Here is a 13694-nt window from a genome sequence, read left to right as displayed (position 1 = left end):
GCTTATGGGTATCTTAGATGGCATAGTGGAGTGGATCGCGGAACAAATCATGTACGGCCTGGATATGATTAACACATCAGTTTTGGGCGCGCTGGGCTGCGACATGAGCGTGTTTCTGCGATACTTCCCTGCTGCCGAAACCATGTATGAGAGTTTTGTCGCTCTGGCTATCGGGCTGATTCTGCTGCTGTGGGTTTGGAACCTGTTCAAAAACTTTGGACTGGGTGCCGGCTCCGAGGCGGAGGACCCCATCAAACTGAGCATCCGCTCTATCCTGTTCATCCTGCTGGCCTATTATTCCGACCAAATCGTGGACATTGCGCTAACTATCGGCGGAACGCCCTACAACTGGATTATGACCGCATCCCTGCCCAGCCTGGACTTCGCCAGCTTTAACTCGGTGCTGCTCACCATCATCGGGGTCTGCGCCAACGGCGGCGTCGCTCTCATTGTACTGATCCTGCTTCTGGTGCTGGCATGGAACTACCTGAAACTGCTGTGTGAGGCGGCGGAGCGGTATGTGCTGTTAGGGGTGCTGGTCTTTACGGCTCCTGTCGCTTTCGCTATGGGTGCGTCTCAGGCCACCTCCAACATTTTCAAAAGTTGGTGCCGGATGTTCGCGGGACAGCTCTTTTTGTTGGTCATGAACGCCTGGTGCCTGCGGCTGTTCGTCAGCATGGTAGGCGCGTTTATCGCAAATCCACTATCCCTGTAAAGGAGGACTCAAAACGAAAAAGAGAATATTCTTCACGTTGCTGCTGGTATCTCTGCTGGCGGCTTTTTTATGTGTCCCGGCTTTCGCCGTTACAGAGGCAGAAGTGGAGGCGCAGGTGGCGGCCTCCAGCAAGTCGGAGGTTACCGGGAATGTGCTGATCTGGTTTCTGTGCGCCGTGGCTTTCCTCAAGGTATCACAGAAGATCGACAGCTTCATGGCAACCCTTGGTGTCAACGTGGGCCGCACAGGCGGCTCCCTGCTGGCTGAGGCTATGCTCACCATGCGGGCAGTTACAATGGTTGCAGGCGGCAAAGGCGGTGCCGGTACCAATCGGGCCGGAGCTGCCTCCAGCGGAAAGGCTGGAACAACCAGCGGATCCGGAATGTCAGGTTTTTTCAAGGGCGGATTGATTGGTATGGCTAGCCGCCATGTTACCAACAGCGCAATCAAGACCGCCACCTCTCAGACCTCCGCCGTCCACACCGCCCAGTCCAGTGTACGGCAGGCTACAGCGGCGGTCACGCCAGAGGCACCATCGGGGGTGGGACCTTCGGTCAACAACGATATTCACACTGGTGGGGTCAATCTCCAAACTGAAGGCAGTGCCACAGCCGGCTCATCCCCACAAGAAGGCGTTATTGTGACCGATGCCACTCCTCCACCCGTTGCTGCGCAGAGTGATGGTCAGGTTTCCGCCGCAGACCAGGCCAGCGGTACGGTGCTGAACATTCCTCTGGCAGACAGTTCTATCCCGGACAGCTCTATTCCCGATGGGTCCATCCCCGCCGAGGCGGCTCCCATCGTTTCTCCGGGTGAGAGCGTTTCCACTGCGGAAAGTATATCTATATCCGATAGCGGCGCTGCCTTTAGTGTTCCCCAGAGCGGCGGCACAATGCTGAACATTCCTCCGGCAGACGGTTCTATCCCATACGGCTCTACTCTTGATGGTTCCGTCCCAACCGAAGCGGCTCCCATTGTTTCTCCGAATGAGAGCGTTTCCGTTGCGGAAAATATATCTGTATCTGATGGCGGCATTGCCCTGAATGTTCCCCAGGGTGAGGGTGCGGCCCTTATCGGAGCAGGCAACGGTCCCGTTCAGGAGGGCGTAATCGTCACCGCCAGCGACCAGCAGACCAACACGCAGAGCTCCACGGATACGCAAAATGTGCAGAAGTCCTCCGTTGTAGAACGTTCCCACACCGTCCGCAACCACACAAAACCCGTACAAACCGGCATCCCCAGCTTGGGCGGCGCCATTTTCTCAAAATCTCTGGTTGCGGGGGGCAGTTTTGCCAATGATGTTATCGGCACAGTGGCCCGGGGCGAGGTAGCCGGCAGAATTACTGGCGATATGGCGGCCCAGTCTCTGCAATCTTACTTGGGGTATACCGCAGAAGGTAAAATTCCCCCCATTTTTTCCAATACAGAAATTGGAGGCGGGAGAATTTCAGGCTATGTATCCACACCTGAACATCCGCAGCCGATTGCGTTTGGTATGTATCATGCAGAGCAGTATATGGAACCAACAGGCACTTTTTCAAAGGTCCGCTCTGCGGATGGGACACTTTGGTATACACAGATGCCCCAGGATGTAGTGGAGCGCAAACCGTATATGGCTTCGGACGATAAAGTGGCTTACCAGGAGCGCATCATTAAAAAACTCCCCGACCCACCCAAGCGTAAGGATCGGGTATAAGGAGGTCCTATGCGTCAAGAAGAACGGGATACTTATCTAATCCCACCTAATTTCATTGAGGGAGGCACCCTGATGGGCGGGATGTTCAAGACCCGCAACGCCATTGAAGCGGGCATCCTAGGGGCGCTGACCGCCCTCCCGGTGCTTAATCTGGGAATCTCCCTCACTATGCGCATCATCATTCTCTGCCTGACTACTCTGCCTCTGGTGCTGCTGGCCCTCATTGGGGTGGGCGGCGGAAGCTTGTCTGAGTTCATCCTGCAATTTTTCAGTTTTCTTCGCAATCGCCGGGTGCTGGACAGGAAGGGCGAGAGTAAAAAGGGGCTTCTTCCCAGCTGGACGCAGAGGAAAGAAAAAACAAGGCTGGAAGATGTAGAAGAACTGCCCAAAAGCCGTAGCCGGTTGCAGGTAGACCTTAAAGGCCGGAAAGTGGATCAGTTCAAAACCTTTCTGGCCCCGGAGGTCAAGCCTCTCAACCCACTGGCGGATTATGTGCCTATCGAAAAGATAGAGCATGGGGTCATTTTCACCAAAGACCACCGTTATGTGAAAGTGGTTGAGGTTATCCCAGTAAACTTCCTCCTGCGTAGCGCCCAGGAGCAGCGGAACATCATCTACTCCTTTATCAGCTACCTGAAAATCGCTCCTGTAAAGGTACAGTTTAAGGTGCTGACCAAGCGGGCGGACATTGACCGCCATGTGCAGACCGTGCGGCAGGAACTGGCCCAGGAGACCAATGCGCACTGCCGGGAGTTGCAGGAGGACTATCTGCGGCTGATCCGACAGCTTGGCTCCCGTGAGGCCATCACCCGGCGGTTCTTCCTGATTTTCGAGCATGAACCGCTGCCCGGCGCCAAGCGGGGCCACGAGGAAGAGGAGGCCATCGCCTCCCTCCAGACCGCCGCCCGGACAGCGGCCAACTACCTCCGTCAATGCGGAAACACTGTGGTACTAAACCATGAGGATGAGAACGAGGCCACAGCGGAAATTCTGTACCATGTCCTCTGCCGCGCCGAGAGCAACGACAAGCCCTTTGCCGGGAAGATTAAGCAGGTGGCGGCGGAGTATATGGCCGCCGGCCGGTCGCTGGAGGAAATCCCAGTCAATGAGTTCTATGCCCCCTCCCAAATCGACCTGTCTCACGGGCGGCATATCTGTATTGACGGCATGTACTATGCCTATCTGCTGATTCCGTCTGGTGGCTACAAGGCCCAAGTGCCTGCCGGCTGGCTCAGCCTGCTGGTGAACGCCGGGGACGGCATCGACTTGGATATGTTCCTGACCCGTCAGCCCAAAGACCGCATGATCCGCAAACTGGGCCAGCAGCTCCGCATCAACCGCAGCAAAATCAAGGAGACCAGCGATACCAATACGGACTTCGACGACTTGGATGGGGCCATCCGTAGCGGCTACTTCCTAAAGGACGGCTTATCCAACAACGAGGACTTCTACTACCTCAATCTGCTGGTGACCATCACCGCCTCTAATGTAGAGGACCTGGAGTGGAAATGCGCGGAGATGAAAAAGCTGCTACTCAGTCAGGATATGGACGTTCAGCCCTGTTCTTTCTGTGAGGAGCAGGCTTTTTTATCCTCACTGCCGCTGGCATCTCTGGAAAAGCACCTCTATGAGCGATCTCGGCGTAATGTCCTGACCTTGGGTGCGGCCAGTTGCTACCCCTTCACCAGTTATGAAATGTGTGACGACAACGGTATTCTGCTGGGGGTCAACAAGCATAACAACTCTCTTATCATCGTGGACATCTTTGATTCCCGAGTCTACAAGAACGCCAACATCGCCATTTTGGGCACCAGCGGTGCGGGAAAGAGCTTTACCATGCAGTTGATGGCGACCCGGATGCGGCGCAAGGGCATCCAGGTATTCATCGTGGCTCCGTTAAAGGGCCATGAATTCCACCGGGCCTGCTCCAACATCGGCGGGGAGTTCATTCAGATATCTCCCGCCTCCAAAAACTGCATCAATGTCATGGAAATCCGTAAGGTGGACAAGTCAGTGGATGAACTGCTGGACGGCCCAGGCGTGGAGAAGTCTCTGCTGGCGGCAAAAATCCAACGGCTCCACATCTTTTTCTCCCTGCTGATTCCCGACATGACCCATGAGGAGCGGCAGCTTTTGGATGATGCTATGATCCGCACCTACGCCCTCAAAGGCATCACCCATGAGAACGGCACTCTGGATGACCCGAATGCCCCTGGCCACTATCGGTCAATGCCGGTATTGGGCGACCTCTATGAGGTGCTGAAGCAGTCCGCCGAGACCAAGCGGCTGGCGAATATCATCAACCGTCTGGTCAACGGCTCTGCCCGGACATTCAACCAGCAGACCAACGTATCTCTGGATAACAAATACACGGTGCTGGATATCTCTGAACTGACAGGCGACCTGTTGACAGTGGGGATGTTCGTGGCGCTGGATTACGTTTGGGACAAGGCCAAGGAGAACCGTACCGAGGAGAAGGCTATCTTCATCGACGAGTGCTGGCAGCTCATCGGGGCCAACAGCAACCGTTTGGCGGCGGAGTTTGTTTTGGAGATTTTCAAGATCATTCGCGGCTACGGCGGCTCCGCTATCTGCGCTACCCAGGACATCAACGACTTCTTCGCTTTGGAAGATGGCAAGTACGGCAAAGGCATCATCAACAACGCCAAGACCAAGATCCTGCTCAACCTGGAGGACGAGGAAGCCCGGCGTGTCCAATCCCTGCTCCACCTGTCTGAGGCGGAAGTCATGGAGATTACCCACTTTGAACGGGGCAGCGGCCTTATCAGCACCAACAATAACAATGTGACGGTGGAAATCAAGTGCAGCCAGATGGAGAAGGAGCTGATCACCACCGACCGGAGGGAGTTGCAAGAGCTGCTGGACAAGACCCAGGCCGCGCCGCCTGTGGCGTAAAGCGGAGCGTATACGGTGTTAATGCGAGGGCTATTTTTTAATGCGTTTTTTATACGGTCCGTATGCGGAAAACCGCCTCGGCAATAGCTGTGGCGGTTCCGCTGTGCGATTTTTATACGGCGCTAATACGATTTTACGAGGTGAATGATTATGATGAAAACCCGTGAACAGGTCTATGGCCGGGAGGCAGCGGCTATCCTGCGGGATATTTCCATGTACCGGGTGTTGACTGCGGAACAGATCCTGCGCCTGCATCCGGGGAAAGACGCCAAGGAGCGGAATAAGATCCGGAATCTGCTGACCTACCTGGTGAAGCAGCAGCGGGCTTGGCTCTCCGAAGATGAGCGGTTCTATCTCGCGGCCCCGGATGCCCTGGAGGACATGGACCGGGGCCTTTTCGCTGCGGTATGGGTGCTGGCGGACTTTGCGGATGAAGTGGAGTATCATTCCGTTGGCGATTTCCCGGCCAAAATTATCTTTTTCGCCGGCGGTGAAATCTACGAGATCGTCCACGCCGCCCAGGGCAAAGAAGTTCTGATGTCCCACGTGCTTTCCGATCCCGGCGAGCAGCCCTCCCGCTACCTTGTGCTGGTGGATGATGCTTCTCAGATTGCGGAGCTGCAAATCCCCCATGCCAGCGGCTACTGCACCGTATCCCCGGAAGGGCAGGTGCAATATTACCAGAAAGAATGAGGTGAACCATTGAACCGAAGCACCGTTTCCCGGCGGATATCGTCCATTCTGGATGATATTCAGCGTCTGACCAACGCACTGTACGCCATGAATACCACCGATCTTCAGCGATACCCGGACAATTACGAAGTATTGTCCATTGACGCCGCCCTCCGAGCGGAGGGCATCGCCTGTCGGCTGCGCCATCTCATCTACGCCAGCACGACCACACCAAAGACGGAGTATCTGACCTCCGCGGCCAACACGCAGGGCATCTCAGTGCGCTGTAAGGACGGCGTTTTTGAGGTTACGCTGCCTGCTCTGCTCCCAAAACGTAAAATGTGGCAGAGCGGCGAATATCTGTTGGAGCCGTTGGGGGCGGCTTTGACCCAGTACGCAAGGGGTCATCCCCTTCCCCGGTTCCGGCACTGCCTGATTGCTTTCTCCCATATCTACGACCAGGAGTTGCCGGAGCGCCGCATCAGAGACTACGACAATCTGGAGCTGAAGCAGATCCAGGATGTGGTTGCCGCTTTTGTTCTGACAGACGATACCGGAGGCCTCTGTGATACCTACCACACAACAGAGTTGGGCGCGGTAGATTGTACCCGAATTTCCATCATGGAGACGTCCCGTTTCCTGGCGTGGCTGGCCGAAAAAGAAATCCTCTGAAAGAGGCCGAAAGAGGGCAAAACAGGGGTCCCATTTAGGCCCTTTTGAGGTGTTCCGTTTTGGGACCCCAGGTCCACCGCCAAAAACGCTTGCAGCGCAAGGAGTTTTGGCCGCTTACGCTGAGTGCGGAAACGCCCAGGTTATACGGACCCTGGGCGTTGAGATTACTGAAATAGGAGGTGTCGCAACTTGCCAGACCAAGTGACAAAACTCCCTGCCCCGGATACGCTGCCCGACCTCCTTTTGACTCTCGTTGCCCTCTCTGGCGAGTTCCCAACCAATCTGGTGAACAGTCTCCCCAGTACGAAAGCATACCGGCAGAAAGTCATCAAGCGGTTAAAGAAACAGATGCTGATCTATGCCTATTCGCAAAACGGCCTTCGCGGTCTGCGCCTGACTGCCGATGCCAAAAGCCTTCTTTCCGCTGACAGGCCAGAGCGGTTTGCCTCTCTCTTTACCGGCGATACGGTAACAAACGCACCTAAATATTCCGTTCCCCATCGCCTGCGCCTCCATCGGATGGCTGAGGTGCTGGTTACGATGCACAATGCAGGAGTGTCGGTATTTCCATGGGAAAAGACAGCCGTGTTTCAACCCTCGCCGCCCCTGGGCCATACTCATATTACTCAGCCTGCCTATTACAGCTCCCGTGAGGTCAAAGAGGTCGGGCCGCAATCATCCATCATACGCGGTTCCCGTTCAACCGGCGTCTTGCTATCGGACGGCGGTATTTTTATTGCCTACAACACCGGCCCATTCCAGATGAAGTGGGAGTACAAGGCCGAGATGCGGATTAAGTTTCTGCTGCAAACGGAAGTCTGCCGACAGCGGCTCCCGGCGCAATTCATGGATGTTGGAGTGGACGCGGTTGTGTTTGGCACGGATATGGAGCGGCTGGGTGCGCTGATGGGTGTAGGCGATGGCCTGTCCCACAACAACTTTGTGCTGGATGGCGGCTTTGAGCATTTCTATTTCTTCCCAGGTGACCACAAAGGAAATGCGTTGGTGCGTCTGCTCTGCAACGGCGAACTTCGTGTCTCTTTGGACACTCTGCTTTTGAGCGGCCTTCATCCGCCGAACCCCGGCCTGCCGATGGAGAATGACGGATTGGAAGGCGATACCCCCGTCCTCTTTGGCTATCTCTGTGATATGCCTCGGCTCAGGCGCTTTGATAATGCGTTGTCTATCCACGAAAAGGACGGCATCGTCATTTGCTTTGACTTCCAGGAGGAGGCGTACCGCCGCTGCCTTGGCCCTCGTATCCAACTTCAATGTCTTGACCTTGAGGCAGTAGAAAGGAGTGTGTTTCCATCTCTCGAAAAGAAATGATCAAGCTCGCCATTATCCTGCCTGTCGCTCTGATTGCTCTGCTCTATGGCGGCGGCTACATCGGTCAGTTCATCTACAATTATCAGGTCTGGGAGGCGGCAGGTGGCGTGTTCGGTACCTCTCCCCAGTTCCCAAGCGGCAATTTTTTCGCCTGTATCGCCGCCGCCTTTCACTTTCCCTATGGCTTGTACGGCATAGGCTTCTGCGTGGGGGCGTTGGCTGTCCTGATTTTCATGGTCATGCGGATGGGATACAGCGAGACCGGCGAGTATGACCGAGACCGCAACCTGATCTACTCCAACAAAGGCACCTACGGCACAGCGGGCTTTATGTCCAAAAAGGAGCTGAAGGGTGTCTTGGATCTGGTTCCCAATATCCGCAAACACCCCGGCATCATCCTGGGGGAGTTGGACGGCCAGGTGGTATGTGTCCCGGAGAAGACCCGGTTCAATGGGAATCTGGCTGTGTACGGGGCCAGCGGCTCCAAAAAGACGCGGGCGTTCTGTATGAATATGATTCTCCAGACGGTCGCCCGGCGGCACTCTCTTATAATCTGTGACCCAAAATCGGAACTCTATGAAAAATCCAGCCAGTATCTTCGAGACAAGGGCTATACGGTGAAGGTGTTCAATCTGGTCACCCCCTCCTGCTCGGATTCCTGGAACTGTCTGGCGGAGATCAATGGTCAGGAACTGATGGCACAGCTTTTCTGTGATGTCATCATCAAAAATACTGGCAGTGCCAAGGGAGACCACTTCTGGGACAACGCTGAAATGAATCTGTTGAAAGCCTTGGTTCTCTATGTGGAGCGGGGCTACCCGGAAGAGAAAAAGAACATTGGTGAGGTCTACAAGCTATTGACGCAGAGCAGTGAGAAGGAGCTGAATGCCCTTTTTGATGTGCTGCCCGTCACCCACCCGGCTAAATCCCCCTACAGCATCTTCAAGCAGTCCGGCGAGAATGTCCGGGGCGGCGTCATCATCGGTCTGGGGTCCCGGCTCCAGGTATTTCAGAACAGCGATATTCGGGAAATCACCGGCCATACGGAGATTGACATGGAGCTGCCGGGTAAAGAACCCTGTGCCTATTTCTGTATCACCAGCGACCAGGACAGCACCTTTGACTTTTTGTCCTCGCTGTTTTTGTCCTTTGTTTTTATCCGGCTGGTACGCTATGCCGATCAGGAATGTCCCGGCGGGGCACTGCCTGTTCCCGTCCATGTACTGGGTGAGGAATTATGTGCCTGCGGCGTTATCCCTGACCTTTCCCGCAAAATCTCAGTCATCCGTTCCCGGAACATCTCTATGTCCTGTGTATTCCAGAACCTCGCGGGACTCCAGAACCGCTACCCACTGAACCAGTGGCAGGAGATACTGGGCAACTGCGATGTGACGCTGTTCCTTGGCTGCACCGATGCCCTGACAGCGGATTTCATCTCCCAGCGAACGGGTGAGGCAAGTATTTCCGTAACCAGCAAGGCCAAGCAGCTGGGGACCTGGCGCATTTCCAACTATACCCCGGAATACCGGGAGACCAGCGGCGTCGGCAAGCGCAGGCTGATGACGATGGATGAGGTGCTGCGCATGGATGTGGACCGCGCCCTGGTGATTATCCGGGGCAAAAATGTATTGGAGGTGGATAAGTACGACTACTCAAAGCATCCGGAAGCTAAGAAGCTGCGGCCCAGCAAGGCCTCCGCCCATGTCCCTGACTGGCGTGTAGCCCAGGAGAAGAACAAGCAGCCCAAGCCTCCCGCCAAGAAAGCCGCTCCGACAGGGAACCCGGCACAAGGGACGGTCCGGCAGGGCGAAGAGATGGTGGAGCCGTCTGCTCCTCCGGCAGGCAGAACGCAAAAGAAACCAGCAGTGCCCAAAACTCCAGCAAAGCGGCAGAGGCAATCACCGCAGGCAAAGAGGACAGCTTCTCATCCCAAAGAGGAAGAACAGCCCTCTGTTTCCTCTCAGCCGGCGGCGGATGAAGAACAGCCGGTGCCGGCTTCTACAGAAACAACAGGAACAACTCGGGTCGTGACTGCGACCAGAGATTCCATATTCGTTAGACCGAAATCAAAATGTGAAGAGGAGGAATAATTTCACAATGCCAAGGAAAAAAACTGTACCCATTCCTGAAGAGCAGGAACTGACTGAGCAGACTGGCCTTCCCGCTGATACCGGCGGAATGGAGGCCGAAGCCGCCCCGGAAACCGGGATGACTGATTTTTCCCCCAGCGATGATCCTTTCTCCGGCGGCGATGCCGGCGTTTGGGAGGAAGGCGGCGGCGATGTTCCGCACGATGACGCCGATGGTGGTATCGCCCCTGCTGACCCGGAGGCCGATGTAACCGAAAACGGGGCTGAGGAACCCGACGCTGGTTCCATGGGCGATGAAACCGACGGCGAAGCCCAGGACGGGGAATTTCCCGCAGAGGATGTGTCTTCTGATGGTGGGAGCGTCCCCCAGGATGATGTACCTTTCGACGGTGAACCGGAAGAGTCTGACCCTGAGTACGACTCTTTACTCCAGGAATGGGGTGAAGCGAGTGTCTCCCCGGACGGTGAGGCAGGAGTCGGCGATGACCCGCTGACGCTGGCACCGCCGCCCGGTGAGGAGCCGGATGTTCCTGCCCCAGAGGACACTTTTGCGGAGGATACGCCGCCCAGGGAGGCACGCCCCCGGAGACGCCGCGAGGCCGCCGCATCTCTCTCTGCCTCTCGCCGCACGGCTGACCGTGAGCGGGTGCTGACCATCGAGGCCCGGGATGAGGTGCAAACCGAGGCGGAGCGGGAGGCCATCATCTGGCATGAAATCCAGAACGCCGACTGGACGCGCCGCATCCTCACTGGTACGCTGGATGGAGTGGAGCAGACGGAATCCGGCCTGACCCTGGCGGTGGTCAACTACAAGGGCTTCCGGGTGGCGATTCCCCTTAAAGAGATGCTGCTCTACCCTGGCAAACTGCCCACCGGCCCGGAGTACATGGAGACCATGGCCCGTCTGCGCCGCATCCTCATGGTCCGGCTGGGTTCTGAGATTGACTTCGTGGTGAAGGGCCACGACAACAAGAGCCGCAGTGCTGTGGGCAGCCGCAAGGACGCCATGTACCGCAAACGGCAGAGTTTCTATCTGGACAGGGATGAGATGGGCGAGCCCATGATCTACGAGGGCCGGGTGGTGCAGGCCCGGGTGGTGGCGGTCTCCGAGAAGATCATCCGTGTGGAGGTCTTTGGCGTGGAGTGCGCTATCGTGGCCCGCGGGCTGTCCCGCTCTTGGATGGGCGACGCCACCGAGAAGTACAGCGTAGGCGACCGTATTCTGGTACGTGTCCTCAAGATCAGCGGCAGCACCGTGGAGAATCTGGCGATTACGGCGGATGTGCGCAGTGTGTCCAACGGCACCGACCATGATAATCTGAAAAAGTGCGTGGTCCAGGGCCGCTACGCTGGGCGGGTTACCGACATCCGGGGCGGCGTGGTGTTTATCCGGCTGAACAATGGGGTCAACGCCATCGCCCACTCCTGCTATGACCGCCGCACCCCCGGCAAGCGGGACGATGTGAGTTTTTCCGTCACCCGGCTGGACCCGGAGCAGGGCGTGGCGGTCGGCATCATCACAAGGATCATCAAACAAAATTTGTAAAGGAGAGGGCCTATGAAGCATTTGAAGCGTCTGGCGCTGTCTTTGCTGCTGGTACTGTCCATAACAGTCACCGCCATGGCCGCTGAGGTTCCGGTAAGTCTGGTAGTGGAAAACCTGAACGGCCAGCAGCGCATCGTCAAGACCTATGAGCTTCCCCCCGGGACAGACCCGGAGACACTGAAGGAGCCGTCGTTTGAGTACGACGGCTTCACTTATACCTGGGCCTACACCACCAAGGAGGAGCACACCTTCCTGGAGACCAAAGCGGTAACCGAGAAGGTCACAGTGGAGACGGTCAAAAAGGACCTGAACGTGGTCCTGGAGCAGCTGGCCCCCAGCATCCCCTATGACGATGGGGAGTTTAGCGGCGAGCTGACTTTGGATCACACCACCATCACCACCGAGGCGGCGGGCTATACCACCAAGAGCGGGAAGGTTACCGCCACCAAAACCATTGGGCCGCTGGACCGCAACGATATGTCCTACGTTCCGGCTACCACAGTCAAGGACGGCAGAACGCTCAATCTGGTCAATGTGGAGTGGCAGGTCATCGGGACGGACCTGGTTGGGGACGCTCTGGCCCCTGCCTCCTATCAGGCGGTAGCGACCTATTCCGCGTCCACCAGCAGTCAGGTAGCCACAGGCTATGTCTCCACCGCAGAGTATAAAGGAACGGTGACCGCCTCTGGCGTGAGCAGCATCACTTATACAGTGGTCTACACCGGAGCGGAGATCGTGCCCGAGACACCGCAGCCTACCGAACAGCCGGACAAAAAACCGGGCAGTCTGTTCGGCGGGAATGTGGCCGCTATCGGCGGTACGATCCTGCTGGTGCTGCTGCTTGCGGCGCTGGCTGGAGCGGGCGGCTATCTGTTCCTGCACAGGAAGAATGTCTATGTCTACATTCCGGGCGACAGGCCCCGGGATTACAAGCTGATCGCCAAGTTCCGGGCGGAACCTCAGCGGCCGGAGATAGACATTACCGGTCTGGACCCCTACCCGGAAAGCATCATCGCGGTGGAGATCAAGCGTCCCCTGGCAAAAAAGCTGCTGGGCCAGACCTTCACCGTCCATCATCGCGGAGCGGATTATGCCTACACCGTTCTTCAGGACCGTCCTGGGGACTGGCATGAGTTCGACCCTACCGAGGAAAAGGAGGAATCTATTTGAAGCACATCAAAATGTTTGCCGGGCTGATGCTGTCCGCTGTGGCGGCGCTGTGCATGAGCGTCCCGGCCTTTGCGTCGGACTACTCGTTCACCACAGACGCCCCCCAGGACTACTACAAGAGCACCAGCTATGAGGACGTCTACGGCTCCCAGTACAACTACGGGGGCCGGAATGTGGTGGACTACCAGGTGCCGGAGCTGGAGTACGGCGTTCAGAGCACCACCATGACCGGCGTGATGGAGCGCACCATGCTCCCCGGCCTCCAGCAGACGGTGGCGACTGGAGGCGGCGGCTACGGCGTGGCCGGGGGCGGCCCCATCACCGTACTCACCGAGGCCACCGGAACGGGCGGCTCCGGTTCCACTTCGACCACCACCCCCACGACGCCCACCCTGCCCACCACTCCCAGCTATCAGCAGCCGGCCTACACCAGCGTGGAGGGCATGGCCTACAAGGACGGCAGCATCGGCACTGTCAAAATTCCCTCGCTGAAAATCAACATGAAGGTCTGGGAGGGCGAGACCGACGCCAGCATGAAAAAGGGCCTGGGCCATTACAGCTCTACCTCCGCCTGGGATGGAAATGTGGCAATGTGTGGACACAACCGGGGGAGCAAGTATGTGATCGGTTCCATCAAGGACCTGGAGCAGGGCGACACCATCACCTACACCACGATCTACGGCACCCGCACCTATCAGGTCACCACCGTGAAGGTCATCTCCAACACGGATTGGAGCTACCTCCAGTCCACCGCCGACAACCGCATTACCCTCACCACCTGTCTGGCCGACCACCCGGAGAGCCGGGTGCTGGTCCAGGCCGTAGAAAAAAAGTAAAAAAACTTGTTGAAAAACCTCTGTGTATTTTCGTATAAAGTAGTATAATCAT

The 13694-nt window shown here is 56.8% G+C and carries 10 protein-coding genes; all 10 read left to right on the top strand.

Annotated elements, in window-relative coordinates; translation table 11 throughout:
* The first annotated feature begins 4 nt into the window (after positions 1–4).
* The 10 genes from VV088_RS07985 (at position 5) to VV088_RS07940 (ending at position 13642) form a co-directional block, all read left to right on the top strand.
* Positions 5–715, top strand: a complete 711-nt coding sequence (locus VV088_RS07985; protein WP_334600179.1) for a hypothetical protein — start codon at positions 5–7, stop codon at positions 713–715.
* A gap of 151 nt (positions 716–866) precedes the next feature.
* On the top strand, positions 867–2411 hold the full coding sequence (locus tag VV088_RS07980) for a hypothetical protein (RefSeq protein ID WP_334600178.1): 1545 nt from the start codon (positions 867–869) through the stop codon (positions 2409–2411).
* 9 nt (positions 2412–2420) lie between these two features.
* Positions 2421–5327 carry a VirB4 family type IV secretion system protein gene (locus VV088_RS07975; protein ID WP_334600177.1) on the top strand — a complete coding sequence of 969 codons (2907 nt, stop codon included), beginning with the start codon at positions 2421–2423 and terminating at the stop codon, positions 5325–5327.
* A gap of 150 nt (positions 5328–5477) precedes the next feature.
* On the top strand, positions 5478–6020 hold the full coding sequence (locus VV088_RS07970; protein WP_334600176.1) for a DUF5697 family protein: 543 nt from the start codon (positions 5478–5480) through the stop codon (positions 6018–6020).
* A 9-nt stretch (positions 6021–6029) separates the two neighbouring features.
* Positions 6030–6671, top strand: a complete 642-nt coding sequence (locus VV088_RS07965; protein ID WP_334600175.1) for a DUF6100 family protein — start codon at positions 6030–6032, stop codon at positions 6669–6671.
* A gap of 189 nt (positions 6672–6860) precedes the next feature.
* Positions 6861–8000 (top strand): hypothetical protein, encoded by a 1140-nt coding sequence (locus VV088_RS07960; protein ID WP_334600174.1) that lies wholly within the window; start codon positions 6861–6863, stop codon positions 7998–8000.
* The gene (locus VV088_RS07955; protein ID WP_334600173.1) at positions 7997–10090 is read left to right on the top strand and encodes a VirD4-like conjugal transfer protein, CD1115 family; all 2094 of its coding nucleotides are present in this window, start codon (positions 7997–7999) and stop codon (positions 10088–10090) included. The genes VV088_RS07960 and VV088_RS07955 overlap by 4 nt, the downstream gene beginning before the upstream one ends.
* 7 nt (positions 10091–10097) lie before the next feature.
* Positions 10098–11636 carry a S1 RNA-binding domain-containing protein gene (locus VV088_RS07950; RefSeq protein ID WP_334600172.1) on the top strand — a complete coding sequence of 513 codons (1539 nt, stop codon included), beginning with the start codon at positions 10098–10100 and terminating at the stop codon, positions 11634–11636.
* A 12-nt stretch (positions 11637–11648) separates the two neighbouring features.
* Positions 11649–12806: a hypothetical protein gene (locus tag VV088_RS07945; protein WP_334600171.1), complete on the top strand. Its 1158-nt coding sequence runs from the start codon at positions 11649–11651 to the stop codon at positions 12804–12806.
* On the top strand, positions 12803–13642 hold the full coding sequence (locus VV088_RS07940) for a class D sortase (protein ID WP_334600170.1): 840 nt from the start codon (positions 12803–12805) through the stop codon (positions 13640–13642). The genes VV088_RS07945 and VV088_RS07940 overlap by 4 nt, the downstream gene beginning before the upstream one ends.
* The last annotated feature ends 52 nt before the right edge of the window (positions 13643–13694 follow it).

It is taken from the genome of Lawsonibacter sp. JLR.KK007, assembly GCF_036941135.1.
Lineage (GTDB): Bacteria > Bacillota > Clostridia > Oscillospirales > Oscillospiraceae > Lawsonibacter.
This window is presented reverse-complemented; position numbering and strand designations above follow the sequence as displayed.